The 26,908-nt window shown below is 64.7% G+C and carries 19 protein-coding genes and 5 pseudogenes; 14 read left to right on the top strand and 10 right to left on the bottom strand.

From position 1 onward, the window contains the following. Nucleotides 1-12: 12 nt before the first annotated feature. On the bottom strand, nt 13-1,353 hold the full coding sequence (aptA, locus tag EKK97_RS10665) for an omega-aminotransferase AptA (RefSeq protein ID WP_159551754.1): 1,341 nt from the start codon (nt 1,351-1,353) through the stop codon (nt 13-15). 171 nt (nt 1,354-1,524) lie between these two features. Here aptA and EKK97_RS10670 point away from each other — a divergent pair. Then, a pseudogene (locus tag EKK97_RS10670) lies at nt 1,525-2,447 on the top strand (LysR family transcriptional regulator). Between the two features lie 60 nt (nt 2,448-2,507). On the opposite strand, the pseudogene nhaC reads toward EKK97_RS10670, so the two are convergent. Then, nucleotides 2,508-4,030, bottom strand: a pseudogene (nhaC, locus tag EKK97_RS10675) (Na+/H+ antiporter NhaC). 300 nt (nt 4,031-4,330) lie between these two features. Between nhaC and EKK97_RS24575 the strand changes: the two are divergent. After that, on the top strand, nt 4,331-4,549 hold the full coding sequence (locus tag EKK97_RS24575) for an Lrp/AsnC family transcriptional regulator (protein WP_236551425.1): 219 nt from the start codon (nt 4,331-4,333) through the stop codon (nt 4,547-4,549). Continuing rightward, a complete protein-coding gene (locus EKK97_RS24580) occupies nt 4,531-4,818 on the top strand; it encodes an Lrp/AsnC ligand binding domain-containing protein (RefSeq protein ID WP_236551426.1) in 288 nt (95 codons plus the stop codon). Before EKK97_RS24575 ends, EKK97_RS24580 begins: the two co-directional genes overlap by 19 nt. Before the next feature lie 5 nt (nt 4,819-4,823). Here EKK97_RS24580 and amaA read toward each other — a convergent pair whose 3' ends face one another. Both amaA and amaB read right to left on the bottom strand, forming a co-directional pair. Continuing rightward, nucleotides 4,824-6,104, bottom strand: a complete 1,281-nt coding sequence (gene amaA, locus EKK97_RS10685; RefSeq protein WP_159551756.1) for an L-pipecolate oxidase — start codon at nt 6,102-6,104, stop codon at nt 4,824-4,826. 74 nt (nt 6,105-6,178) lie between these two features. Beyond that, entirely contained in the window at nt 6,179-7,672 is a 1,494-nt protein-coding gene (amaB, locus tag EKK97_RS10690; RefSeq protein WP_159551758.1) for an L-piperidine-6-carboxylate dehydrogenase, read from the bottom strand. Between the two features lie 121 nt (nt 7,673-7,793). Between amaB and gcvA the strand changes: the two are divergent. Then, nucleotides 7,794-8,680, top strand: a pseudogene (gene gcvA, locus EKK97_RS10695) (transcriptional regulator GcvA). A gap of 69 nt (nt 8,681-8,749) precedes the next feature. On the opposite strand, the gene EKK97_RS10700 reads toward gcvA, so the two are convergent. Together EKK97_RS10700 and EKK97_RS10705 are read right to left on the bottom strand one after the other, a co-directional pair. Beyond that, on the bottom strand, nt 8,750-10,453 hold the full coding sequence (locus EKK97_RS10700) for an AMP-binding protein (protein ID WP_159551760.1): 1,704 nt from the start codon (nt 10,451-10,453) through the stop codon (nt 8,750-8,752). A gap of 140 nt (nt 10,454-10,593) precedes the next feature. Continuing rightward, the gene (locus EKK97_RS10705; protein WP_159551762.1) at nt 10,594-10,944 is read right to left on the bottom strand and encodes a MerR family transcriptional regulator; all 351 of its coding nucleotides are present in this window, start codon (nt 10,942-10,944) and stop codon (nt 10,594-10,596) included. A gap of 311 nt (nt 10,945-11,255) precedes the next feature. Between EKK97_RS10705 and EKK97_RS10710 the strand changes: the two genes are divergently transcribed. From EKK97_RS10710 to EKK97_RS10735, 6 genes and pseudogenes are all read left to right on the top strand, one after another. Further along, nucleotides 11,256-12,422, top strand: coding sequence for an acyl-CoA dehydrogenase family protein (locus EKK97_RS10710; protein WP_159551764.1), 1,167 nt, complete (start codon nt 11,256-11,258; stop codon nt 12,420-12,422). A gap of 35 nt (nt 12,423-12,457) precedes the next feature. Next, on the top strand, nt 12,458-13,612 hold the full coding sequence (locus EKK97_RS10715) for an enoyl-CoA hydratase/isomerase family protein (RefSeq protein WP_159551766.1): 1,155 nt from the start codon (nt 12,458-12,460) through the stop codon (nt 13,610-13,612). Between the two features lie 46 nt (nt 13,613-13,658). Further along, nucleotides 13,659-14,560, top strand: a pseudogene (mmsB, locus tag EKK97_RS10720) (3-hydroxyisobutyrate dehydrogenase). 66 nt (nt 14,561-14,626) lie between these two features. Further along, a complete protein-coding gene (locus EKK97_RS10725; protein ID WP_234286306.1) occupies nt 14,627-16,030 on the top strand; it encodes an MATE family efflux transporter in 1,404 nt (467 codons plus the stop codon). A gap of 84 nt (nt 16,031-16,114) precedes the next feature. Then, entirely contained in the window at nt 16,115-17,296 is a 1,182-nt protein-coding gene (locus tag EKK97_RS10730; protein ID WP_159551768.1) for an acyl-CoA dehydrogenase, read from the top strand. Nucleotides 17,297-17,454: 158 nt separating this feature from the next. Next, nucleotides 17,455-18,660, top strand: a complete 1,206-nt coding sequence (locus tag EKK97_RS10735; RefSeq protein WP_159551770.1) for a CaiB/BaiF CoA transferase family protein — start codon at nt 17,455-17,457, stop codon at nt 18,658-18,660. 22 nt (nt 18,661-18,682) lie between these two features. Here the strand turns inward: EKK97_RS10735 and EKK97_RS25785 are convergent, their stop codons facing one another. The 3 genes and pseudogenes from EKK97_RS25785 to ppsR form a co-directional block, all read right to left on the bottom strand. After that, nucleotides 18,683-18,859 carry a hypothetical protein gene (locus tag EKK97_RS25785; protein WP_340162992.1) on the bottom strand — a complete coding sequence of 59 codons (177 nt, stop codon included), beginning with the start codon at nt 18,857-18,859 and terminating at the stop codon, nt 18,683-18,685. A 122-nt stretch (nt 18,860-18,981) separates the two neighbouring features. Continuing rightward, nucleotides 18,982-19,464 (bottom strand): annotated as a pseudogene (locus EKK97_RS25790) (DUF3750 domain-containing protein); the annotation flags it as partial. 16 nt (nt 19,465-19,480) lie between these two features. Further along, nucleotides 19,481-20,314 carry a posphoenolpyruvate synthetase regulatory kinase/phosphorylase PpsR gene (gene ppsR / locus EKK97_RS10745; protein WP_159555764.1) on the bottom strand — a complete coding sequence of 278 codons (834 nt, stop codon included), beginning with the start codon at nt 20,312-20,314 and terminating at the stop codon, nt 19,481-19,483. Nucleotides 20,315-20,606: 292 nt separating this feature from the next. Here ppsR and ppsA point away from each other — a divergent pair, with 292 nt between their 5' ends. The 4 genes from ppsA to EKK97_RS25800 all read left to right on the top strand — a co-directional run bounded on the left by ppsA (nt 20,607) and on the right by EKK97_RS25800 (nt 24,913). Continuing rightward, entirely contained in the window at nt 20,607-22,979 is a 2,373-nt protein-coding gene (gene ppsA, locus EKK97_RS10750; protein ID WP_159551772.1) for a phosphoenolpyruvate synthase, read from the top strand. A gap of 184 nt (nt 22,980-23,163) precedes the next feature. Beyond that, nucleotides 23,164-24,480 carry a gamma-glutamyltransferase family protein gene (locus EKK97_RS10755; protein WP_340162956.1) on the top strand — a complete coding sequence of 439 codons (1,317 nt, stop codon included), beginning with the start codon at nt 23,164-23,166 and terminating at the stop codon, nt 24,478-24,480. Further along, nucleotides 24,477-24,776, top strand: coding sequence for a gamma-glutamyltransferase (locus EKK97_RS25795; RefSeq protein ID WP_340162978.1), 300 nt, complete (start codon nt 24,477-24,479; stop codon nt 24,774-24,776). The genes EKK97_RS10755 and EKK97_RS25795 overlap by 4 nt, the downstream gene beginning before the upstream one ends. Next, nucleotides 24,773-24,913, top strand: a complete 141-nt coding sequence (locus EKK97_RS25800; protein ID WP_236551427.1) for a hypothetical protein — start codon at nt 24,773-24,775, stop codon at nt 24,911-24,913. Before EKK97_RS25795 ends, EKK97_RS25800 begins: the two co-directional genes overlap by 4 nt. A 53-nt stretch (nt 24,914-24,966) precedes the next feature. Here the strand turns inward: EKK97_RS25800 and EKK97_RS10760 are convergent, their stop codons facing one another. Next, nucleotides 24,967-26,838, bottom strand: a complete 1,872-nt coding sequence (locus EKK97_RS10760; protein WP_159551774.1) for a glycerophosphodiester phosphodiesterase family protein — start codon at nt 26,836-26,838, stop codon at nt 24,967-24,969. Nucleotides 26,839-26,908: the final 70 nt, after the last annotated feature.

Consider the following 26,908-nt stretch of genomic DNA (forward strand, 5'->3'; position numbering starts at 1 on the left):
TGTCTGTTGTCTTCAGTCGAGTTCGCCGAGGGTCTCACCAAGCACGTTCACGAGACGGTCGATCTCGTCGCGCTCGACGATGAAGGGCAGGCCGAGCTGAATGGTGTCGCCGCCGTAGCGCACATAGAAGCCCTTGTCCCAGCACTTCATGGCGATCTCGAAGGGGCGCCGGGCCGGCTCGCCGGGGTAGGGCTCGATCTGCAGGGCCCCGGCGAGCCCGTAGTTGCGAATGTCGCTGATATAGCGGGTGCCCTTGAGCCCATGCAGGGCCTCCTCGAATACCGGGCTCATCTCGCGTACGCGCTCGATCAGGCGATCGTTCTCGAGCACGTCGAGTGCCGCCAGCGCAGCGGCACAGGCCACCGGATGCCCCGAGTAGGTGTAGCCGTGGGGCAGTTCGAGCATGTAGTCGGGCCCGCCCTGCTCCATGAAGGTGTGATAGATCTCTCCCTGCACGATGACTGCGCCCATGGGCACCGCGCCATTGGTCAGCTGCTTGGCCACGTTGAGGATATCCGGCACCACGCCGAACTCCTCGGCGCCGGTCATGGCACCCATGCGGCCGAAGCCGGTGATGACCTCGTCGAAGATCAGCAGAATGTCGTGCGCATCGCAGATTTCTCGCAGCCGCTGCAGGTAGCCCTTGGGCGGCGGAATCACCCCGGCCGAGCCGGCCAGCGGCTCGACGATCACCGCGGCAATGTTGGAAGCATCGTGCAGCGCAATCAGCTCCAGCAGTTCCTCGGCCCGCTCGACGCCACGCTCGGGCATGCCCCTGGTGAAGGCGTTTTCCTTCAGCAGGGTATGGGGCAGATGGTCGGCATCGACGCCCTGGCCGAAAATGGTGCGGTTGGCGCCGATGCCACCCAGGCTGAAGCCGCCGAAGTTGACCCCGTGATAACCCTTGGCGCGACCGATTAGCTTGGTCTTGGTCGGCTTGCCCTTCTTGCGCCAGTAGGCGCGGGCGATCTTCAGTGCGGTGTCGGCACTCTCCGAGCCGGAGCCGGTGAAGAACACATGGTCGAGGCCCTGGGGCGTCAACCCACGGAGCCGATGGGCCAGCTCGAAGGCCTTGGGATGGCCGAACTGGAAGGCTGGCGAATAGTCCAGCTCGGCTAGCTGGCGGGCCACCGCCTCGGTGATCTCGGGGCGACAGTGACCGGCACCGCAGGTCCAAAGTCCCGATAGGCCGTCGAAGACCCGGCGGCCCTGGGCATCGGTCAGGTAGCTACCCTTGGCGCCGACGATGATGCGTGGGTCGCGCTTGAACTGGCGGTTGCCGGTGTAGGGCATCCAGTAGGCGTCCAACTGCTCCTGGCTCAGGCCGGCGCGCAGCGATTCTTGAACAGACATGTCAGTACCTCGGTTGGCATTGCCGTTATTGGTGGCATTTAGTAGCAGGCTAGGTCGAAGTGAGGATAAGTTAAATCCAGATCTTTTTAAGCTTACGCAAGCGCTTGCTTAACTTTTCGTCCGGGCGGCGATATTCTCGAAGGCGAACGTCATGAACGAAGGGAACGGCCCATGTCACGCCGCAAGGAGGCCCTGTCGGCCCAGCCCGGCGATGCCGATCTGCGCCTGCTGAAGATCTACCGCAAGGTGGTGGAGTGCGGCGGCTTTTCTGCTGCCGAGGTAGAGCTGAACATCAGCCGCGCCGCGATCAGCATGGCGATGAACGACCTCGAGACGCGCCTCGGCCTGCGGCTGTGTCAGCGTGGACGCAGTGGCTTTTCACTGACCGATGAAGGCGCGGAAGTCTACCAGGCGACCTTGCAGCTGCTGGCTGCGGTCGAAGGGTTTCGCACCCGGGTCAATGGCCTGCATGCCTGGCTCAAGGGCGAGCTCAACATCGGTATCACCGACAACCTGGTGACCATGCCGCAGATGCATATCACCAATTCCCTCAGCGCACTCAAGGAGCGCGGTCCGGACGTGCGCATCAACATTCGCATGATCCCGCCCAGTGAAATCGAGCTGGGCGTGCTCGATGGTCGCCTGCATACCGGCGTGATACCGTCGCTCAAGACCCTGCCGGGACTCGACTATCTCCCGCTGTACGCGGAAACCTCCCAGCTCTATTGCGCCTCGGGCCACCCATTGTTCGAGGCCGAAGACGTGACCGAGCACCAGTTGGCGAACTGCGACGCGGTGGTTCCGGCCTATGCTCAGACGCCAGAGGTCAAGGCGCTGCACGAGCCGCTCAGGGCCGCTGCCTCGGCCACCGATCGGGAAGGGATCGCCTTTCTCATTCTCTCCAACCGCTACATCGGCTACCTGCCGACCCACTATGCCGAACGCTGGGTGGGTAGTGGCCGGATGCGGGCCCTGAACCCGCGCGCTGGCACTATCTCACCCACTACAGCGCCATCACCCGCAAGGGCGCCCCGCCCAACCTGGTGCTGGAAACCTACCTCGAAGAGCTGCGGCGGTTGCAAAAAGGCGAATGAAAAAACCCGGCAGGCTTGGCCTGCCGGGTAGCTGAACACAATCCCACCGAGGCGAGAAGGTCAGCTGGTTCGTGTTGCCGGGGTGGCGCTTACGGAAGCCTCGCCAGCGGCGCCGAGGTCGGTCGCGATGGCTTCTCCCTGCTCTTCCCAAAGCTGGCGCTCCTCTTCGGTGGCGCGGGGTGAGAACAGGCCGGTCTGGGCATAGAGCAGGCCGATGACGGGAGAGAGCCAGCAGGCGAAGGCCAGCGGGATATAGAGCAGGTTCTCTACGTTGCCGTCGGCGATGCCGAGTGCCAGGGCGCTGATCACGAAGGCGCCGCCGGCATTCCACGGAATCAGGGGCGAAATGAGTGTGCCGCCTTCCTCGATGGCACGCGACAGGTTCAGGGTCGAATAGCCCATGCCGCGATAGGTGGGGGCATACATGCGGCCGGGCAGGGCGATCGAGAGGTAGGGGTCGCCGGCGACCAGGTTGGTGGAAACCGAGGTCAGAACGGCCGAGGTCTGCAGTCCGGCGAAGCTACGCACCTTGGTCATGATGGCACGGATGATCGCCTCCAGGCAGCCGGTTTTCTCCAGCGCACCGCCGAAGCCCAGCGCGATGAGCACAAGTGAGATGGTCCACATCATCGACTGGATGCCGCCGCGGTTGAGCAGGCTGTCCATGGCGGCGATGCCGGTATCGATCGAGTAACCGCTATTGGCATAGGTCAGCACGTCATGCACGCCGACTCCCTGCACGAGCATGGCGGTGACCGCACCGGCCAGGGCGCCGGCGAACAGCGACGGGATGGGCGGCATGCGCTTGACTGCGAGCACGATGACCAGCACCGCCGGCAACAGCAGCCAGGCGGAAATGGTGAAGTTCGCCTGCAGTGCCGAGGTAATGGCGTCGATCCGCTCGAAGGACGCGGAGTTGTCGTCGATCAGGGCGAAGCCGGCACCGAGATAGATGGCGAAGGCGATCAGCATGGCCGGGACCGTCGTCGGCATCATGTTCTTGATGTGCGAGAAGATGTCGGTGCCGGTGACCGCCGGGGCGAGGTTGGTGGTGTCAGACAGCGGCGAGACCTTGTCACCGAAGAAGGCGCCCGAGACCACCGCTCCGGCGGTCCAGTACATCGGGATGTCGAAGCCGGCGCCGATACCCATCAGGGCTAGGCCCACCGTGCCGACGGTGCCCAGGAGGTACCCAGCGCCAGCGACACGATCGAACACAGCAGCATGGCCGCGGCCAGGAAGATGGTCGGCGAGAGGATCGTCAGGCCGTAGTAGATCAGGGTCGGCACGGTGCCGCTGGCGATCCAGACGCCGATGATCATGCCGACGCAGATCAGCACGGAGACGGAGGGCAGCGACACGTGGATGACGTGGAAGATGCCTTCTTCGATCTGCTTCCAGCGGAAGCCGAGCTTGACGCCGACGAGCGCCGTGATGGCCAGGCCGATGGCCAGGGGGATATGGGGCGTGAAATCGCCGAAGTAGAACAGCTGCACTGCCAGTACCAGCAGTGTCAGGACGACGGGAGTCAGCGCCAGCGCCAGACTTGGCTGCTGGTACTGGATGGGCGTTGAACTTTTCATATTAAACTTTACCTTGGGACCAATGTGCGTTGTTCTTTGTTTGCTTATTCATCGATAAGCACGACTTAATCGATAAGCATTACGCTGATTCCCAACCCTCATCGCCATGGGCAGGCGGCAGGGCCGATCACTGGGTTTGCTCCTGGAGTCGTCTTGGGCTCACCTCCTCGGGTCGTTGTCGCTTGTTGTCATGAGCACCGTCCTTCAGGCCTAATTGTTGGCCAATCTTGATAGGAATTGGCTCCAAATAACGCTAAATTGTTTTACCTTTGTCCTTAAAAACAAATATGAGTAGGCAATATGGCTACCAAGCTGGACCGCATAGACCGTCGGATCCTGAACCAACTGCAGGAGAATGGGCGGCTTTCCATCGTCGAACTCGCCAGCCGGGTCAATCTGACCAAGACGCCTTGCGCTCAGCGGGTGCGTCGGCTCGAGCAGGCCGGCATCATCCGCGGCTACCGTGCCGACCTCGACCCCGAGCAGCTGGGGCGGGCCACGTGCTGGTGGTGCTGGTGACGATGGAAAAGACCAGCGAAGACGCCCTGGATCGTTTCAACGAGGCCGTGCGCCTCATCCCCGAGGTGCAGGGCTGCTACATGGTGGCGGGAAACTTCGATTACATGCTCAAGGTGAGAACTCACGATATCTCCCATTACCGGGCCGTGCTGGTCCAGCAGATCGGCCGGTTGCCGAATGTCCATCAAACGCACTCCTTCGTGGTGATGGAGCTGGTAAAAGACGAAGTGACGGTGCCGGTTCCCATCGATAACTACTTCCAGCCGTAAGCTTCTCAACTCAACACTCTCAGGCATTGCCCCGTGTGATAGAGCGTGAAGCCGCTTTCGTAACCGGAGCTGCGTAGCGCCCTGGCCCGTATCGGCCGGGGTGTGCGAATCGGCAGGGGCAGGGCGTCGTCCTCGTTGGTCATCAGATATTGGGCGAAACCCTTGCCTACCACGGTGCCAGTGGTGATACCGCGCCCGTTGTAGCCGGAAACCCCCAGCACGCCCGGGGCGAGTTCGAAGAGGCGCAGCGTGTGATCTGGCGTGAAGCCGATTCGTCCCGTCCAGCTGTATTCCCACTCGATGCTGCCCAACCGAGGGAAATAGTGACGCTGGATGCGGTTGGCCCAGCAACGCAGGAAGGCGGCGGGCTTGCTTTCCCCCTTGCCGAGACTGCCGAGAATCAGTCGGCCTTCTGCATCGCGACGGATGCTGCTCAGCACCATGCGGGTATCCCAGGCGCCCTGGCGCCCCGGCAGGATCTCATCGGCAGCCGTGCCGGATAGCGGCCGGGAGGCGACCTGGTAGAAGTGGCCGACGAAGAAATGGCGGCGGACCTCGTTCCAGCGATCCTCGGTGTAGGCATTGGTGGCAAGCACCAGGCGCTGGGCCTGGATGCTGCCGTGAGCGGTGGTGATCCGCCAGTCGTCTCTCGCCCGGGCGACGGCGGTGGCGGCGCTATGGGTGTACAGGCTTGCGCCGGCCGCCTGTGCGGCACGTGCCAGGCCGCGGGTGTAGGCGGCGGGGTTCAGGGTCCCGGCGCGGTGGTCGAGCAGGGCGCGGCGGATGCGCCGGGTGCCCACGTGCTCCCGGCAGGCCGCTGCCTCGAGCAGTTCCACGGGGGCTCCACGCCGTTGCAACTGCTCCGCTCGTCGTGCCAGTTCCTGCTCGCCCTTGCCATTGTGTGCTAGGTGCAAGGTACCGGTACGGGTCGCCTGGCACGCGATGCCGTGCCGTTCGATCAGCGAGAAGACGACCGCGGGTGCGCCGCCGAGGATGGTGTTGGCGCGCTCGCCGATCTCCTCACCAAGCACCGCAAGAATGTCATCCGGTGGAATCCACAGTCCCGCATTGACGAGGCCGACATTGCGTCCCGAAGCGCCGCTGGGTACGTCGCCTGCTTCGATCAGGGTCACACTGACGCCAGCCTCGGCCAGGTGCAGGGCGGTGCTGAGACCGGTAATCCCTCCGCCGATCACCAGCACATCGGTGCGGTGATCGCCCTGCAGCATGGCCAGCTCCAGGGGCGGCTCCGGAGAGGTGTCGTGCCAGAGACAGCGTTCCTTCATTGTGCCTCCCGTACATCGGGTGATGGGGAAGGCCTCGGCGAGCCGCTGCGCCGAGGCCGTGGTTGCCCTGCCGATCAGTCGAACTTGATGCCCTGGGCGAGCGGCAGCTCCCGGGAATAATTGACGGTGTTGGTCTGGCGGCGCATGTAGCTCTTCCAGACATCGGAGCCCGATTCGCGGCCGCCACCGGTCTCCTTCTCGCCACCGAAGGCGCCGCCGATCTCGGCACCGCTGGGGCCGATGTTGACGTTGGCGATACCGCAGTCGCTGCCCACCGCGGAGACGAAGGTTTCCGCCTCGCGCACGTCGGTGGTGAAGATGCAGGAGGAAAGACCCTGGGGCACGTCGTTGTTGAGTGCGATGGCCTCGTCGAGCGCTTCGTAGCCGATCACGTAGAGGATCGGTGCGAAGGTTTCGTGCCGCACCAGGTCGCTCTGGCCTTCGACCTCGACGATGGCCGGCGCCACGTAGTAGCCCTCGGGATACTGCTCGGCGAGCTGGCGCTGGCCGCCGAATACGTTGGCACCCTGCTCGCGGGCCTGGGTCAGCACCGCCTGCATGGTGTCGAAGGCCTGGCGGTCGATCAGCGGGCCGATCAGGTTGCCTTCGAGTGGGTCGCCGATACTGATGCCGGCATAAGCCTGCTTGAGCCGGGTAACGACCTCTTCCTTGATGGAGTGATGCACGACCAGGCGGCGCAGCGTGGTGCAGCGCTGGCCGGCGGTCCCCACCGCCGAGAAGAGAATGGCGCGCACGGCCATGTCCAGGTCGGCGCTGGGCGTCAGGATCATGGCGTTGTTGCCGCCCAGTTCGAGGATGCTGCGACCGAAGCGGGCGGCCACGCGCGGCCCTACTTCACGGCCCATCCGCGTGCTGCCGGTGGCGCTGATCAGGGGAATCCTGGCGTCGTCGGTCAGTTGCTCGCCCGCGGCGCGCTCGCCGATGATCACCTGGCTGAGGTATTGGGGCGCGTCATCGCCGAACTCGGCCATGGCGCGTTCGAGCAGTGCCTGGCAGGCCAGGGCGGTGAGAGGGGACTTCTCGGAGGGCTTCCACAGCAGGCTGTCGCCGCATACCAGGGCCAGTGCCGCGTTCCAGGCCCAGGGGGCGACCGGAAAATTGAAGGCGGTGATCAACCCGATCGGGCCGAGCGGGTGCCAGCTCTCGCGCATATGGTGTCCGGGACGCTCGGAGGCGATGGTGAGGCCATAGAGCTGGCGGGACTGCCCAACGGCGAGGTCGCAGATGTCGATCATCTCCTGTACTTCACCGAGCCCTTCCTGGAGGATCTTGCCGCACTCCCAGGTGACCAGTGCGCCCAGGTCCTCCTTGTGGCGGCGCAGCTGATCGCCGAACAGGCGCACCAGTTCGCCGCGACGCGGGGCGGGCACCTGGCGCCACGCTTCAAAGGCGCGCTGGGCGTTGGCGATGGCCGTGTCGATCTCCTGGGCAGTGGCCGTGCGCACACGACCGATCTCGCTGCCGTCGATGGGAGTGGCGACCGCGATATCGCCGTTTCGGTACTGTTCAGGCGCCACGCCGAGGCGCTGCATCAGGGAGTCGATCATTCTTTCTCCTATCGTTATCATCCGAGAATGTCGTGGCGCTCAGTATCGCCACCGCTGCCGAGCGGCAACAAGCGACGATTACGACACACATCATTCCTTAATTTCATGCTAGGCGGGCGAAATGAGTCGTCGACACCTTCCTTCCCTGGCTGGGCTGCAATGCTTCGAGGCGGCGGCCCGCCATCTGAGCTTCACCCGTGCGGCAGATGAGCTGAGCCTGACCCAGAGCGCCGTGAGCAAGCAGGTCGCACAATTGGAGTCGATCCTGGAGCACCCGCTGTTCCGGCGCATCCGTCGGCGCCTGCACCTCACCCCGAGGGAGCGATCTACCTCGGCGAGGCGCGCAAGATCCTCGCCCAGGTGGAGATGTCGACGCGCTACATGCAGTCCTATGGCGGCGAGGCGGACGTGCTCAACGTGGCGACCCTGCCCACCTTCGGTGCACGCTGGCTGATTCCGCGGCTCAACGGTTTCCGCTTTCGCCACCCCAATATCAACCTCAACATCAGCAACCGGGTCGAGCCGTTCGACATGCAGCAGGAGCGGGTGGAGGTGGCGTTCTTCTTCGGTCACGGGGCCTGGCCCAAGGCCGAATGCATCCGGTTGCTCGAGGAGGAGATCGTGCCGGTCTGCTCGCCGCAGGCGCTGGAGGGCATGAGGGTGGAGGAACCGCTGGCGCTGACGCGGCTTGTGCTGCTGCAGAGCACCACCCGTCCCGAGGCGTGGCACGATTGGTTCGATGCCCAGGGCCAGTACACCGAGCACAGCTACCATGGGCCGCGTTTCGATACGTTCTACATGGCGCTACGTGCGGCGCAGGCCGGCTGCGGCGTGGCGCTGGTGCCGCGCTTCCTGGTCCAGGAGGAGATCGACGAGGGCAAGCTGGTGGTTCCCTGGCCGTTCAGCCTGAAGAGCCGGGACGCCTATTACATGGCCTACCCGGAGCACATGGCGGATCTCTACAAGGTGCGCGCCTTTATCGACTGGATACGCGAGCGCATCGTCTGACGGCGAAACGCAAGCGCCCCTGCCGAGGCAGGGGCGTGACGGTCGGCAAGGCGTCGCCTGGTCAGCGGTTCAGGCCAGGCCCAGCTCGTGGGTGGCTTCCTCGCGCATCTTGAACTTCTGGATCTTGCCGGTGACGGTCATCGGGAACTCGTCGACGAACTTCACGTAGCGCGGGATCTTGTAGTGGGCGATCTTGCCCTTGCAGAACTCCTTGAGCTCGTCGGCAGTGAGCTTCTGGCCCTCGCCGAGCTTGACCCAGGCCATGACCTCCTCGCCGTATTTTTCGTCGGGCACGCCGATCACCTGGACGTCGGAGATGGATGGGTGGGTGTAGAGGAAGTCCTCGATCTCGCGCGGGTAGATGTTCTCGCCGCCGCGAATGATCATGTCCTTGATGCGGCCGACGATGGCCACATAGCCTTCTTCGTCCATGGTGGCGAGATCGCCGGTATGCATCCAGCCGGCGCTATCGATGGATTTGGCGGTGGCCTCCTCGTTGTTCCAGTAGCCGAGCATCACGCTGTAACCTCGGGTGCACAGCTCGCCGGTCTCGCCGCGGGGCACCACCGCACCGGTCTCGGGGCTGACCAGCTTGACCTCGAGATGGGGGTGGATGGTGCCCACCGTGGTCACGCGTTTGTCCAGCGGGGCGTCGGTCTGGGTCTGGAAGCTGACCGGGCTGGTTTCGGTCATCCCGTAGCAGATGGTCACGTCCTCCATGTGCATCTTGTCGATGACCTTGCGCATCACCTCGATGGGGCAGATCGAGCCCGCCATGATGCCGGTGCGCAGGGTGGAGAGGTCGTACTGGGCAAAGTCGGGGTGTTCCAGCTCGGCGATGAACATGGTCGGCACGCCGTAAAGCGCCGTGGCCTTCTCGTCCGATACCGCCTTGAGGGTGGCCTCCGGGTCGAAGCCGTCGCCCGGATAGATCATGGTGGCACCGTGGGTCATGCAGCCCAGGTTGCCCATCACCATGCCGAAGCAGTGGTAGAGCGGTACCGGGATCACCAGGCGGTCCTTCTCGGAGAAGCCCATGGTGCGGGCGACGAAGAAACCGTTGTTGAGGATGTTGTGGTGGGAGAGGGTGGCTCCCTTGGGCGCCCCGGTGGTGCCCGAGGTGTACTGGATGTTGATCGGCTCGTCGAACTGCAGCGTGGCCTGGACGTCGGCAAGGTGTTCTTCCGAGACCTCGTCGGCATGGGCCAGCATGCTCTGCCAGCTGAACATGCCGGTCAAGGCGCGGTCGGCGTCGAGGCATACCACGCGCTTGAGTTCGGGCAGCTTGGCGCAGGAGAAGGTGGACGGTGCGCCGTCACGCAACTCGGGCGCCAGCTCCGCTAAGGTGGCGACATAGTCGGAGGTCTTGAACTTGCCCTGCAGGATCAGCGTGGAAGTGCCGGACTGCTTGAGCGCGTATTCGAGTTCATGGGTGCGGTAGCTGGGATTGATATTGACCAGGATGGCGCCGATCTTCGCCGTGGCGAACTGGGTGATGGTCCATTCGGCGCAGTTGGGTGACCAGATGCCAACCCGGTCGCCTTTCTTCACGCCCAGCGCGAGCATGGCCCGGGCGGCCTGGTTCACCGCCTGCTGCAGCTCTTTCCAGGTGTAGCGCAGCCCCTGATGCAGGCTGAGCAGGGCCTCGCCATCGGGAAAGCGTGCCACGGTCGCGTCGAAGCAGTCGCCGATGGTTTCGCCCTTGAGTGGCGTATCGCTGATGCCGCTGACGTAACTGTTCGGGACGCGTTCTTGAAGTGCTTGGCGTGTCATCGTATTACCCGTCTTGTTGTGCAGTTGGCTGCGGTAGTCGATTGCCGATGGGCGCCGTGGCTGGGCGCCCATCCGTTGAACGGCGTGGTCGGGACGTCACGTTGCGGCGGCCATGGAGTGGGCTTGTCCGATGGCGAAACCTAGTCCTGGCCGAGGCGCTCGAGCACCTCGCGGGCGCGCATTTCCACATCATCGAGTTCGCGCTGCATCAGGCGAATGTCCTCCAGCTGGCGCTCCATGTTGCTGCGCTTGTCTGCCAGGATCTCCAGCAGGCGCTTGAGCTGCCGAGCGTTGCCGTCGGGCATGGCGTCGTACATCTCGATGACCTCGCGGATCTCGGCCAGCGAGAAGCCCAGGCGTTTGCCGCGCAGGGTCAGCTTGAGACGAACCCGATCCTTCTCGTGATAGATGCGGGTCTGGCCGCGACGCTCCGGCGCCAACAGCCCTTCCTGCTCATAGAAGCGGATGGTGCGCGGGGTCACCTCGAACATCCGGGCCAATTCGCCTATCGAATAGGTACGACGCTGGCGTGTCAGGCTGCCGTTGACCGGGTGGTAGCTTCCGCTTTGGATGTGCTCATCGCTGTTTTTCCTATGAGTTGGACGGGCCGTCGTGCGGTGTCCTCCACTAATCGCAACACTAGACGACGTTAACGTTAACGTAAAGTGGTTGTCGACCAAGGGAGGTATGCGATAAAACCTAGCAAGTGCTAGGTTGGTTGGCGAGCAGGCCAGGTCTGCATGGCAATGCCAGCCATCTTTTGCTGGACGAACGGTCCGCCCAACATTCAGAGGACAGCGCAATGGATTTCTCCCTAACCGACGATCAGAAGGCGCTCGTGCAGGCCGCCGCGGATTTTTCGCGGGCGGAGCTGGCCGACCACGCCGCCGAATGGGACGCCACCTCCCACTTCCCGGTCGATGTCATCCGCCGGGCGGGAGAAGCGGGCTTCCTTGGCATTTACATCCCCGAAGAGCGTGGCGGCCTGGGGCTGTCGCGGCTCGATGCCTCGCTGATCTTCGAGCAGCTCTCTCAGGGCTGCATCTCGACGACCGCCTATCTTACCATCCACAACATGGTGGCCTGGATGGTGGCCAGCTGGGGCAATGAGGCACTGCGCGAAAGCTGGGTCGAGCGTCTGATCAGCGGCGAGTGCCTGGGCTGCTACTGCCTGACCGAGCCGGGTTCCGGTTCGGATGCCGCCAGCCTGCGGACCAAGGCCGTGCGTGAGGGCGACGAGTATGTCATCAGCGGCTCCAAGATGTTCATCTCCGGTGCCGGGGCCAATGACGTGCTGGTGGTCATGGCGCGTACCGGTGCGCCCGACAGCGGGGCCGGGGGAGTGTCGGCGATCCTGGTGCCGGCGGATGCCGCAGGCATCGAGTATGGCAAGAACGAAGAGAAGATGGGTTGGAAGAGCCAGCCCACACGGCTGATCAGCTTCGACGGCGTGCGCGTGCCGGTGGGCAACCGGCTGGGCGAAGAGGGTGAAGGCTTCAAGCTGGCGATGAAGGGGCTTGACGGCGGCCGGCTGAATATCGCCAGCTGTTCGCTGGGCGCCGCTCAGCATGCGCTGACCTTGTCGCGAAATTACCTGCAAGAGCGCAAGCAGTTCGGCCGTGAACTGGCGCAATTCCAGGCGCTGCAGTTCAAGCTGGCCGACATGGCGACCGAACTGGCGGCGGCCCGGCTGATGGTTCGTCACGCCGCCTGGCGCCTCGACCAGGGCGATCCGGAAGCCACGGCCTACTGCGCCATGGCCAAGCGCTTCGCCACCGACATGGGCTTCAGCGTCTGCAACGAGGCGCTGCAGCTGCATGGCGGTTATGGTTACTTGAGGGAGTTTCCCCTGGAGCGCATGGTGCGCGACACCCGCGTGCACCAGATTCTCGAGGGCACCAACGAGATCATGCGTGTGATCGTGGCTCGCCGCCTGCTGGCGGACGGCGTGATCGAAGCGTTGCAATGAGCATTAGCGGCTATGAGCATAAGGAGAAAGCAGGCATGACGGAGCTAGCGGTCATCTTCGATGAGCTGCCGACCCGCGACGGTGGGCGGATCGGTGTCGCCACCCTCAACTCGCCCAAGTCGCTCAACGCCCTGTCGCTGGAGATGGCGCGACAGCTCGACGCCAAGCTCGAGGCCTGGGCGGTGGACCGCAGTATCGTCGCGGTATGGCTGGAGGGGGCCGGTGAAAAGGCGTTCTGCGCCGGCGGCGACGTGGTAGCGCTGTACCGTTCAATGACCGAGGAGGGCGACGATCCCGGCGCTGGGCGCGACAGCCTCTTTGCCGAGACCTACTTCACCACGGAATATCGCCTCGATTACCGCATTCACACCTATCCCAAGCCGATCCTGGTGTGGGGTGACGGCATCGTCATGGGGGGCGGCCTAGGGCTCATGGCAGGAGCGTCGCGGCGTCTGGTGACGGAGACCACGCTAATCGCCATGCCCGAGATCACCATCGGCCTTTATCCGGACATCGGCGCCAGTTGGTTCCTCAATCGCATGCCGCCGGGCGTTGGCGCCTACCTGGGCATCACCGGGGGCCAGCTCAATGCCCGCGATGCGCTCGACCTGGGGCTGGCCGATCATTTCGTGCCGCGCGAGCGGCGTGAGGCCTTGCTGGAAGCGCTGGGCGAGACCGATTACGGCACGCGCAGCCCCCGCGAACTGCAGGCCGGAGTGCAGCGGGTCCTCGACGAACTCGAGGCGCGCGACCAGGCTCCCGCGCCGCAGGTGGCGCCGCTGCTCGATCATCTTCAGGCGCTGGTCGGACAGGTCGATGCCGTCGCCGCGGTCGCACGTATCCTCGAGGATCGCCGTGACGACGCCTGGCTTGCGGCCAACCGCAAGCGGCTCGAGGCCGGTAGCCCACTAAGCGCCCATCTGGTCTGGCGCATGCTCGAACGACATCGCCACACCAGCCTGGCCGATGCTTTCCGCGAAGAGTTGAACCTCTCGGTGCAGTGCTGCCGGCGGGGCGATATCGCCGAGGGTGTCAGGGCCCTGCTGATCGACAAGGACAAGAGCCCCAAGTGGCAGCACGAAAGCGTTGCTCGCGTTCCCGAGGCGGACCTCCAGGCACTGCTGGCGCCGCTATGGAGCGAGGAGGAGCACCCGCTGCGCGACCTCGGTCGCGACAAGCGGAGTCAGTGACCGAACGACGCATTTTCTTTCATAACGACAATCAGGAGCAGCTCGCATGAAAATCGCCTTTATCGGCCTGGGCAACATGGGTGCCCCGATGGCCCTCAATCTGGTCAAGGCCGGCCATGAGGTCAGCGTTTTCGACCTGGTCGATTCCGCCATGCGGCGCCTCGAAGAGGCCGGAGCCCGGGCCGGTGCCAGTGCCGAGGACGCGACCCGCGGGGCCGAGGTGGTCATCTCGATGCTGCCGGCCGGCCAGCACGTTCGCCGCCTCTACATCGGTCAGTCGGACTCGTCGGGACTGTTCGATGCACTCGAAGGCAAGCCGCTGATTATCGACGCCTCCACCATTTCGCCGCAGGATGCACGCACCGTGGGCGAGGCTGCCGCCGAGCGCGGACTGACCTACCTCGATGCCCCGGTCTCCGGCGGCGTGGGTGGCGCCCAGGCCGGCACCCTGACCTTCATCGTCGGTGGCAGCCAGGCCGGCTTCGAGCAGGCCAGGCCGGTGCTGGAAGGCATGGGCAAGAACATCTTCCACGCCGGTGAGATCGGCGCCGGGCAGGTGGCCAAGATCTGCAACAACATGCTGCTCGGCATCCTCATGAGCGGCACCGCCGAGGCCCTGGCCCTGGGGTCAAGAACGGCCTTGACCCCGCCGTGCTCTCAGAGATCATGAAGCAGAGCAGCGGCGGCAACTGGGCGCTCAACGTCTACAACCCCTGGCCCGGGGTGATGGAGGGCTCCGCTGCCTCGCGCGACTACCAAGGCGGTTTCCTCACCGACCTGATGGCCAAGGATCTCGGGCTGGCGTGGGAGCTGGCGCTGGGCTGCAAGGCCACGGTGCCGATGGGCTCCCAGGCGCGCAACCTGTTTGCGCTGCACGCGGCCCAGGGCAACGGCGGGCTGGACTTTTCCAGTATTCAGAAGCTTTACCGCTCGGGCGAGGAGAGCTGAACCCCCTTTTGGCAGCTTGGCGAGAAACGGGCACAATCTTGTGCCCGTTTCTCGTTTCGAGGTCCCATGCCAACGTCGCCTTCCACGGCTGAAGGCGGCTCGCGACGCCCCATGCGGCGTGAGCTGCTCGAAGGTCCCATTGCCCTGACCCTGCTGCGCAAGTGCCTTCCCGTCGTGGGCGGCATGATCGCCATGATGAGCTTCAACCTGGTCGATACCTGGTTCATCGCGCGGCTGGGGCCGCAGCCACTGGCGGCGGTGTCGTTCACGTTTCCCGTCGTGTTCGCGGTGATCAGCCTGGCCATCGGCCTGGGCATCGGCACCTCGGCAGTGGTGGCGCGGCTATTGGGGCGGGGCGATCACGACACGGTGCGGCGAAGGGCGACGGATGCCGCGCTGCTGGCGCTGGCGGTCGGGGTGCTGCTGAGCGTGCTGGGCCTGACCACCCTCGAGCCGCTGTTCCGCCTGCTCGGAGCCGACGCCGCACTGATGCCGCACATCCGCGACTACATGGGCATCTGGTACTTGGGCGCGGCGGCGGTGATCGTGCCAAGAGTGCTCAACAGCGTGCTGCGCGCCCAGGGCAACACCCTGATCCCCGGGCTGATGATGGCACTGGCCGCGCTGCTCAACGGACTGCTCGACTGGCTGCTGATCTTCGGCGTGGGGCCGCTGCCGGCGCTGGGCGTACAGGGCGCAGCCCTGGCTACGGTGCTGAGCTGGAGCGCCATGACCGCGGCGCTGTTCTTCCAGCGCGAGCTGCGCGAGTGTCTCGACCTGCGCCATCTCACACCGAGCGGGTTGATGGCGTCGTGGCGTGAGTTGGGCCGTATTGCCGTGCCGGCGGCGATCACCAGCGTTTTCACGCCGCTGGCCCTGGCGCTGGTCACACGCATCGTCGCCGGGCATGGCCACCATGCGGTGGCGGGCTATGGCGTGGGTACACGCATCGAGGCCATCGCCCAGATCGGCGTGCTGGCGCTTTCGATGACCCTGCCGCCGCTGGTCAGTCAGAACGCCGGGGCTGGGCAGCACGAGCGTGTGCGGCGGGCCATCTTCGGTTGCTTCGCCTTCGTGCTGGCGTGGCAGTTCGGCGTCTGGCTGCTGCTGCAGCTGCTCGCCCCCTGGCTGATGGCCAGCTATGCCACGGGCGACGAGATGGCCGAGGTACTGCGCAGCTTCCTGTGGTGGGTGCCGCTGGGCCTGGGCGCCCAGGGCGTGGTCATTCTGGCGGTGTCGTCTTTCAATGCGCTGCATGAGCCCGCGCGCGCCATGCGTCTCTCGGTGATCCGGCTGTTCCTGCTCACGGTGCCGCTAGCCTGGCTGGGGGGTGTGCTGGGTAGCACCCAGGGCATCTTCGTCGGCTTGTTTCTGGCCAATGTACTGGTGGGGCTGGTGGCGTGGCGCGCGCTTCGCCGGCGGCTCGATGCCATGCATGCGGATGCATCAGGTCACGCTCACAGGGGGTGAGAAAAAAGCACGGCGGGGGTTGGCATTGCTCTCTTATTGGTCTACATTCGACGAAAATGTAGAAATTATTTCAGGAGAGTCACCATGAGCCAGATCACCCCCGTCACTTGGGAAGACCCATTCCGCCTGATCGACCAGCTCGACGAAGACGAGCGCATGGTCCTGCAAACCGCCCACGACTACTGCCAGGACAAGCTGATGCCGCGCGTGCTCGAGGCCAACCGCCATGAGCGCTTCGACCGTGAGATCATGAACGAGATGGGCGAGTTGGGCCTGCTCGGCGCCACCATTGATGGTTACGGCTGCGCCGGCATGAACTATGTCAGCTATGGCCTGATTGCCCGCGAAGTGGAGCGCGTCGACTCCGGCTACCGCAGTGCCATGAGCGTGCAGTCGAGCCTGGTGATGTATCCCATCCACGCCTTCGGCAGCGAAGCCCAGCGCGAGAAGTACCTGCCCAAGCTGGCCACCGGCGAGTGGGTAGGGGCTTTCGGCCTCACCGAGCCGGACCACGGCTCCGACCCGGGCGGCATGTCCACCCGCGCCGTGCGCACCGAGAACGGCTGGCGCCTCAACGGCACCAAGACCTGGATCACCAACTCGCCCATCGCCGATGTCTTCGTGGTCTGGGCGCGTGACGAGGAAGGCGTGGTCAACGGCTTCATCCTCGAGAAGGGGATGAAGGGGCTCTCGGCGCCCAAGATCGAGGGCAAGTTCAGCCTGCGTGCCTCCATTACCGGGCAGATCGCCATGCAGGACGTGGAAGTCTCCGACGAGCAGCGCCTGCCGGGCGTGACCGGACTCAAGGGACCGTTTTCGTGTTTGAACCGCGCCCGCTTCGGCATCGCCTGGGGCAGCATGGGCGCCGCCGAGGCGTGCTGGCACGCCGCCCGCCAGTACACCCTGGATCGCAAGCAGTTCGGCCGCCCGCTGGCCGCCAATCAGCTGATCCAGAAGAAGCTCGCCGACATGCAGACCGAGATCGCCCTGGGCCTGCAGGCGGCGCTGCGGGTGGGCCGCATGATCGACGCGGGCCAACTGGTGCCGGAGGCGATCTCGCTGATCAAGCGCAACAACTGCGGCAAGGCGCTCGACATCGCCCGCGTCGCCCGCGACATGCACGGCGGTAACGGCATTGCCGACGAGTACCATGTGATTCGCCACATGATGAACCTCGAGGCGGTCAATACCTACGAGGGCACCCATGACGTGCATGCGCTGATCCTGGGTAGGGCGCAGACAGGTATTCAGGCTTTCTCCGGTTGAAAGGTCATTCACACAATTGAGCCAACGAGGGGCGTCGGTAACAAGTCGAAGGGGAGGTCCTACGCCAGGGATGGCGTCGGTAGCGTACAGGGATGTATTCACAGTGCCTCCCCGAAGGCTTGTTGCCGGATCAGCCCCGAGTGAGCAAGGATCTCAAGATGAGTGGACCTCTTGAAGGCATCACGGTGCTCGACATGTCGCGGGTACTGGCCGGCCCTTGGGCCGGCCAACTGCTCGCCGACCTCGGGGCGCGGGTGATCAAGATCGAGCATCCAGAACGCGGTGACGACACTCGCGGCTGGGGGCCGCCATGGCTGGCCGCTGAGGATGAGGTCGAGCGCGTGGCGGCCTACTTCCTGTGCGCCAACCGCGGCAAGCAGTCGCTGGCAGTGGACGTTGCGAGCGAGCGGGGTCAGGCGCTGATCCGCCAGCTCGCCGCCGGTGCCGACGTCATGCTCGAGAACTTCAAGGTCGGCGGCCTGGCCAAGTACGGCCTCGACTACGCCAGCCTGAAGGCGCTCAACCCACGGCTGATCGGTTGTTCCATCACCGGCTTCGGCCAGGATGGCCCCTATGCGCACCGCGCCGGCTACGACTTCATGATCCAGGCCATGGGCGGGCTGATGAGCATCGGCGGCGAGCCGGAAGGCATGCCGATGAAAACCGGCGTGGCCATTACCGACGTGATGACGGGGCTATATGCCACCATCGGCGTGCTGGCGGCACTGTACGAGCGTGTGCGCACCGGGCAAGGGCGGCACGTCGACGTGGCGTTGCTCGACGTGCAGGTAGCGGCGCTCGCCAACCAGGCGCTCAACGCCCTGGTCAGCGGGGTGTCGCCCGAGCGTCACGGCAACGCCCACCCCAACATCGTGCCTTACCAGGCCTTTGCCTGTGCTGATGGGCATCTGGTGCTCACCGTGGGCAACGACGCCCAGTTCTCACGCCTGGCTGAGCTGCTGGGCCATCCTGAGTGGGCCCGGGATGCGGCTTATGCCACCAATGCTGCCCGGGTGGGCAATCGTGAGCAGTTGGTATCTCTGATCCAGTCGATCTTCCTCACCCGTCGGCGCGACGAGTGGCTGGCCGAACTGGAGGCGCGAGGCATTCCCGCCGGGCCGATCAACACCATTGCTGAAGTGTTCGACGACCCTCAAGTGAAACACCGCGGCATGCAGCGTTCGCTCAAGCGTGGCGAACTCGACGTGCCTCAGGTGGCCTGTCCGCTGCGCTTCGACAGCGAGCCTGCACTGAGCGAGGTGGCCCCGCCCCGGCTGGGCCAGGACAGCGACACGATACTCGCCGAGATGGGCCTGACCGCCGACGATATCGCTCGCCTGCGGCGCGAGGGCATCGTGCGCTAGCGTGCCGGCGCGTGCGATAGGCTCAGGCGGCCGTGGGGGCCGGGCACTGTCCCAAGGCCTGGCCATGGGCGGAAGGCAGCAGGCCCAGCGTGCCGACGCCGGGCAGCTTGACGCCGAGCGCTGCCGGATCGATGCCAAGTACCAGGCCGGCGAGATTGAATTCGACCCCCTCCTGCAACCCGATGGCAGCACCCAGCACGCCGCCAAGTGAGAACTGTACCCCCGTGCCGCTGGGGTGGCGGCGAATACGCCCCCGCCCAGGTAGTCCTTGCCGATGGCACTGGAGGGCAGTGTCACGGAGAGCTCGGGTACCTCGCGGATCAGCCAGGCCACGAAGGTGTTGCTGTTGGGGCCAGGCCAGGCGCGGTAACGGTCGCGATAGGGGTAGTCCGGCAGCAGGGTCTCGATGCGCTCGATGGCGCGCTCGGCGGTGCTGCCGCACAGTGTGGCATGCAGGGTGGGCGAGCTGCCGAACCAGGCGCGGTCGGGCATGCCGACGCGCGAGGAGAGCGCGGGACGACCCCAGCCCGTCACCTGATGCAGCGTATAGCTTGCGGCTCCTTCCGGCTTGGTGGCCACCCAGGCGTGTACGGCAAAGATGCCGCGCCAGTTGAAGGCCCGCGCCGAGTAGACCTGTACCACCGCTTCGTGGGTCTGGCTCGGGTCGGGCGCCAGTCCCATGCTGCTGCGGTCGGCACTGCGCCAGTCGCCGCGGGTGTCGATATCCCCGAACCCCCACATGTAGAGCGGTCCGCCGGCCAGCAGCGATATCAGGATCAGCACACCAACGAACAGCTTGAGCATGGCGTGGCTCTCTCGTTCAGCGCGGCGAGAAGCGTCGCGTCAGCCCCGTCTCGGCAATCATGCGGGTCGAGATCTCTTCCACCGAGAAGCGCGTGGTGTCGATGTAGGGAATGTGCATCTGGCGGTAGAGTCCTTCGGCCTGTTCCACTTCCTGTACGCACTGGTCCAGCGAGCTGTAGCGGCTATTGGGCCGCCGCTCGTGGCGAATCGCGGCCAACCGGCGCGGGTCGATCGTCAACCCGAACAGCTTGTGGCGGTATTGGGCGAGGGCGCGAGGCAGCTTCAGGGTTCCGTCTTCGTCGAGATCGTCTTCGGTGAGCGGATAGTTGGCGGCGCGAATGCCGAACTGCAGGGCCAGGTAGAGCGAAGTGGGCGTCTTGCCGCAGCGCGACACGCCGACCAGTATCACGTCGGCCTGGTCGTACTGGTGGGTGCGGGCCCCGTCGTCGTTGTCCAGGGCGAAGTGGACCGAGTGGATGCGGTCCATGTAGACCTCATCCTGACCGATGGAGTGCGTGCGGCCCACGGTGTAGCTCGAGTGGGTGCCGAGTTCTTTCTCCAGTGGCTTGAGGAAGGTGGAGAAGATGTCCACCTTGAAGCCCGGTGCGCTGCGGATCACTTCGCGGATGGACTCATCGACGATGGTGTCGATGATGATCGGCTGCTCGCCATCGCGGACGGCGGTGTTTTCGATGATCTCGACCAGGGTGCGGGCCTTGTCGATGGTATCGATGTAGGGCTTGGTCAGCATGCGCAGGTCAACGTTCTCGAACTGCGCAAGCAGGCTACGGCCCAGGCTCTCGGCAGTGATGCCGGTGCCGTCGGAGATGAAGAAGGCGGTACGGGACATGGCGTCGGCAAGGTCCATTACGATTGGACCACCTATTGTCGTGGCTGGTGTCGTTGGCGGCAAGGCGGAGCTGCCTTGCCGCCTGTCCCGACTACAGAAAACGCGCAAATCGTGCCGTTGTTGTAAAAAACCTCCAGTGACTTCGATGTTAGACCAATGGCGAATATGGCCGCTTGCGTTTAAGGTGGGCAGCATTGCGTTTTTCGCCTGAGGCGGCTCTGCCCGAGAAATCGGCAAGCGCAAGCGGCGCAACGGCGGCAGGGCCTCGGCAACGAAAATCAAAGGGGGTTACGTGGAAGATTACATCCTGTGGTTCGATCAACTCGGCATGGACGATGTGGAGCGGGTGGGCGGTAAGAACGCCTCGCTCGGCGAGATGATCTCCAACCTTTCGGGAGCCGGCGTCACCGTCCCTGGCGGCTTTGCCACCACCGCCCATGCCTATCGTGAATTCCTCGCCCATGAAGGGCTCAACGAGCGGATCAACCAGGCCCTGGCACGACTCGACGTCGACGATGTCAGCGAACTTGCCCGGGTCGGCGCCCAGATTCGCCAGTGGGTGATCGATACTCCGCTGCCGCCCACCTTCGAGACGCACCTGCGTAGCGCCTACGACAAACTTGCCAGCCAGCATCCCAACCTCAAGGTGGCGGTGCGCAGTTCGGCTACCGCCGAGGACCTGCCGGACGCTTCATTCGCCGGGCAGCAGGAGACCTTCCTCAACATCGAGGGCTTCGACAACGTCAAGCGTGCCGTGCACGAGGTGTTCGCCTCGCTGTTCAATGACCGTGCCATCTCCTACCGTGTGCATCGCGGCTATGCCCACGAGAACGTGGCGCTGTCGGCGGGCATCCAGAAGATGGTGCGCTCCGAGACCGGTGCGTCCGGCGTGATGTTCACCCTCGACACCGAATCGGGCTATCGCGAGGCGGTGTTCGTCACCGCTTCCTGGGGCCTGGGCGAGACAGTAGTACAGGGCTCGGTGAATCCCGACGAGTTCTACGTGCACAAGTCGACCCTGGCCGCGGGGCGCCCGGCGGTGCTGCGCCGCAACCTTGGCTCCAAGCTGATCAAGATGATCTACAGCGACGATGCCAGCGCCGGCAAGTCGGTCTCCACTGTCGACGTGCCGCTCAAGGATCGCGCGCGCTTCTGCATCAGCGACGATCAGGTGATGGCCCTGGCGCGCCAGGCGGTGACCATCGAAGAGCACTACGGCCGGCCGATGGACATCGAGTGGGCGCTCGACGGCGATGACGGCGAGCTCTACATCGTCCAGGCGCGTCCGGAAACCGTGGTTTCGCAGCAGGAAGGGGGCAAGCTGGAGCGCTTCCACCTCAAGGAGAAGGGGCGCACTCTGGTGAGCGGCCGCGCCATCGGCCAGCGCATCGGTCGTGGTGCGGTGAAGATCGTGTTCACCCCGGAAGAGATGGACAAGGTCAACGCCGGCGACGTGCTGGTCACCGACATGACCGATCCCGACTGGGAGCCGATCATGAAGCGCGCCTCGGCGATCGTCACCAACCGCGGCGGCCGTACCTGTCACGCGGCGATCATCGCCCGCGAGCTGGGCATCCCGGCGGTGGTTGGCTGTGGCGACGCCACCGAGATCCTCGAGGACGGCCGCGATGTCACCGTCTCCTGCGCCGAGGGCGACACCGGCCATGTCTACGAGGGGCTGCTCGACTACGACCGTCGCGTCACCAGCGTCGACTCGATGCCCGAGATCCCGTTCAAGATCATGATGAACGTCGGCAACCCCGATCGTGCCTTCAGCTTCGCCAGCCTGCCGCACGCCGGCGTCGGTCTGGCTCGCCTGGAGTTCATCATCAATCGCATGATCGGTGTGCACCCCAAGGCGTTGCTCGAGTACGACACGCTGCCACTGGATCTCCAGCAGACTATCAACCTGCGCACCGCCGGCTATGCCAGCCCCGTGGACTTCTACGTCGACAAGCTGGTCGAGGGCATCTCGACCCTGGCGGCGGCGTTCCACCCCCAGCGGGTGATCGTGCGGCTATCCGACTTCAAGTCGAACGAATACGAGAACCTGATCGGCGGCAAGCTCTACGAGCCGGGCGAAGAGAATCCCATGCTCGGCTTCCGCGGCGCCTCCCGCTACATCTCGGATGCCTTCCGCCCCTGCTTCGAGCTCGAGTGCCGTGCGCTCAAGCGGGTGCGTGACGAGATGGGCTTCGACAACGTCGAGATAATGGTGCCGTTCGTGCGGACCACCGACGAGGCGCGCGAGGTGGTCGAGCTGATGGCGGCCAACGGGCTCAAGCGTGGCGACAACGGGCTCAAGGTGATCATGATGTGCGAGCTGCCGGCCAATGCGCTGCTGGCCGAGGAGTTCCTCGAGCACTTCGACGGCTTCTCGATCGGCTCCAACGACCTGACCCAATTGACGCTCGGTCTGGATCGCGACTCGGGCATCGTGGCGCACCTGTTCGATGAGCGTAACCCGGCGGTGAAGCGTCTGCTGGCCATGGCCATCCAGGCCTGCAAGGCCCAAGGCAAGTACGTCGGGATCTGCGGGCAGGGTCCGTCCGATCATCCCGACCTGGCCAAGTGGCTCATGGAGCAGGGCATCGATTCGGTGTCGTTGAACCCCGATGCGGTGCTGGAAACCTGGTTCATGCTGGCGGGTGAGACATTGGCGTAGTTAATTCCGCTTAACGTTACAAACTTGCCCGATTGAGGCCTCTCAATCGGGCTTTTTTTCGCCTATGCTGTACACCTCTTACATGGAGTTACCGAGGGGCACTCAAATGGACAATCGTTCAGTTTCCTGGCGTAGGCGCTGGTTAGCTTTCGTTATCTCCGTCAGCGCGTTGAGCATGCCGCTGATGGCGACTGCCGAGGTGGCCTTTCAGTATGAAGCTCCGGCCATCGAACCGGAAGCCGCTTCCGGCTACCAGGAGAAGCCCGGCTGGAGTACCGAGCGCTTTGCCGTGGCGGCTGCCAACCCGCTGGCCACCGATGCCGGCTATCAGGTGCTCAAGGCGGGCGGCTCGGCGGTGGATGCCGCCATTGCCGTACAGATGGTCCTTACCTTGGTGGAGCCCCAGTCGAGCGGAATCGGCGGCGGGGCATTCCTGATGCATTACGACGGCAGCGAAGTGAAGGCCTACGATGGCCGTGAGACCGCTCCCCGCGCCGCCAGCGAATCGTTGTTCCTGAATGGTGGGGGCGAGCCCCTGGAGTTCATGGATGCGGCGGCCAGTGGCCTCTCCGTTGGCGTTCCAGGCACCGTGCGCATGCTCGAGATGGCTCACGAGAAGCATGGCAAGTTGCCTTGGGCAGAGCTGTTCGCTCCGGCTATCACCCTGGCGGAGGAAGGCTTCGAGGTCAGCCCGCGCTTGCATACGAGCCTTGCCGCCGAAGAGCGGCTGCGCGACGATCCGCTCGGTGGTGCCTTTTACTACACCGAGGAGGGTGAGCCCCTGCCCCAGGGACATCGCCTCGTGAACCCGGCATTGGCCGCCATCCTGAGGGAAGTCGCCGAGAACGGCAGCAAGGCGCTGCATACCGGATCGATTGCCGAGGATCTGGTACAGCGCGTGCAGAACCATCCCGTGCGCCCGGGAGCGATCAGCCTGGAGGACATGGCGACCTATGTCGCCAAGGAGCGAGATCCGCTGTGCACCGACTGGCAGGCGTATCGGGTCTGCGGTTTCCCACCGCCCTCGTCGGGACACCTCACCATCATGCAGATCCTGGGGGTCATGGAGCACTTGCCGGAACTCGACGAGCCGCTGGACGAAGATCGGCCAAGCGTCGAGTGGCTGCATCGTTTCCTCGAGGCATCGCGGTTGGCATTCGCCGATCGCGGCAAATTCATTGCCGACCCCGATTTCGTCAATCCTCCCGGGGGCGACTGGAACAGCATGCTCGACGAAGAGTACCTGGCCGAGCGCGCCGAGTTGATAGGCGAGCAGAGCATGGGCCCCGACGGGGCCGAAGCAGGCAACCCCGGCGAGGTGGAAATGGCCTGGGCCGTGCAGCCCTTGCAGCCCGAGTACGGTACCAGCCATATCAGCATCGTCGATGAAGAGGGCAATGCCGTGGCCATGACCACGACCATCGAGGCGGCGTTCGGCTCACGTATCATGGCCGATGGTGGTACCGGCCTGGCGGGGGCTATCTGCTCAACAACGAGCTGACCGATTTCTCGTTCCGGCCGTTGGACAGCGATGGCTCGCCGATCGCCAACCGTGTCGAGGCCGGCAAGCGGCCGCGTTCCAGCATGAGCCCGACGCTGGTGTTCGATCGCGACAGCGGTGAACTCGTTGCCAGCCTCGGCTCGCCGGGCGGAGCGGCAATCATTCACTACACCGCCAAAGCGCTTGTTGCCATGCTCGACTGGGGGCTGGATGCTCAAGAGGCGCTCAACCTGCCTCACGCCATCACCTGGGCGGGCCGGCTTACCTGGAGGAAGGACGCTTCCCCGCCGAGGTGATCGAGGCGCTCAACGAGCTGGGTCACGAGGCCAGCGAGCGCGAGCTGACAAGCGGCTTGCAGGCGATCCAGCGCACCGAAGAGGGTTTCTTCGGCGGCGCCGACCCGCGTCGTGAAGGCGTGGTGATGGGCGAGTAGAAACTCATGGGCGAGTCGAGGTTTCGGCGAATGGCGCCCGCGGGCGCCACTCGTCAGCGTCGCAGCCAATTGCGCAATTTCACCAGCAGGATCGCACCGTCGCTGAGTTCGCCACGCTCCTCGATGAGTTCGGCGAGACGATCCGGATGATCGGTAATGATCGCGTCCACTCCCAGATCGATCATCTGCGACATGCGGGCGCGGTCGTTCACCGTCCAGGCGTGCACTTCGTAGCCCAGCTCCCGCGCCAGCCGGATCTCGTTCTCGGTGATGCGGTTGTGGCGCAGTCCCAGCGCATCGAAACTGCGTCGATCCAAGGTGCCCGGCATGACCAGTTGGGCCAGCAGGGTCACGCGCAGGTCAGGCTCCCGCTCCTTGATCATCTCCAGCACGCTGGCCGACATGACGGCGAGGCGAGTCTCTCCGGCCACATTTGGGTTGCCGCAGCGCGATGCCTCGGCCGGGGCGACTCGCGTCAGACAGGTGCGCCGCGCTTCGGTTTCCCGCTGTAGCGCGGCCAGCACGGCTTCCACCAGCGCGGCTTCGGCCCCGGGATCCGGCTTCATGTCGATCATCAGGGCACTGCTGCCGCGTACCGCGGCGAAGGCCTCGTCGAGGGTGGGGATGCGCTCGCCGACGAAGGCGTCGCCAAACCAACTGCCGACGTCAAATGTGCGCAGCTCTTCCAGCGTCATTTCCTGCAGATTGCGTGGGTCTCCCGTCAGGCGTTGCAGGCTGCGGTCGTGATAGAGCACCACCTCGCCATCGGCCGTCAGACGAACATCGATCTCGACGTAGTGGGCGCGGTCCTCGATCGCTTGCTCGATCGCCGCCAGGGTATTTTCGGGCGCGGCCACGGAACTGCCGCGATGCGCGATGATCGTCACGTCGTCACGCAGCTCGAAGCTATTGACGATCCACCAGGCCTGGGCCACGGCAAAGAGCAGGACGGCTAGCTCGACCCCCCAGGCCAGGCGCCCCGGGTGGGCGTCGGGTGGTGGTGGGGCGGGACGAGGTTCACGGTGCGCCAGGCGCAGGTAGAGACAGGCCGAGAGCAGTGAGTTTGCCGCAATGCCGATGAAGGTAATGGCCAGCGTGACGAGGACATAACCGGTCATGTAGGCCAGCATGGCGGGGATCAGTACCGCATTGCGTTCCGGCAGCCACCATAGCATGGGCGTGAAGACGCGATCGAAGAGGGTGCTGGTGGCGAAAGGCAAGGCAACGATGACCAGCAGCACGGAGATCACCACCAAGGCGACCTTGCCGCGCTGCCCGCGGGTCAGCTCCCGGCTGCGCTTGAGAGCTGCGGGGGCGGAAAGATTTTCCAGCGTGGCCACCGGCAATGCCAGGATCCAGCGGACATAGAGCCAAGCGGCGATCAGCGCCCAGGCGAAGGCAACCGGTGCCGCCGCCGCCAGGAAATACCACAGCGCCGGTGGACGCATGCGCATGACGTAGTAGGGATCGAGTCCGCCGATGATCAGCTCATAGAGCCAGCCCAGCAACAGTGCCACAGGTAGCAGCAGCAGCAGATGCGCCCCCACTTGCAGTACCACCAGCCCAGCCAGGGCGGGCAGGCGGCGCAAGGTTTGCCAGAGGGCGATGAAGGCTAGCCGGTAATGGTTGTCGCGGCGCTTGATCGCCACCAGGATCATGCCGGCCTGCTGAAGGTAGAGCAGCAGAAACGTCAGGCCGATCGCGGCCAAGAGCCACAGGATTCCTCCCGGGCTGAGCAGCAGGTTGAGCAGTTCGGCATTGGTGATGACCGGGCGGTCGAAGCGCCTGAGCAGGCTGGTCAGCGTCCAGGCCACGGCCGGCAGCAGCAGGCTGGAGGCGAGCAGGGTGAAGAACAGATGGTACGCCACCAGCGGACGCAGATGCTCTCGCAGGCTGCGTAGCACATCCACGCCTAATGACGTCATCGATCTGCAGGCTCTCGGTGAAGGCTCATGCCATTAGCGTGGCATCGCCGCCGCATGAAGAGCAAGTGCC

Source organism: Billgrantia tianxiuensis, assembly GCF_009834345.1.
GTDB lineage: Bacteria > Pseudomonadota > Gammaproteobacteria > Pseudomonadales > Halomonadaceae > Halomonas > Halomonas tianxiuensis.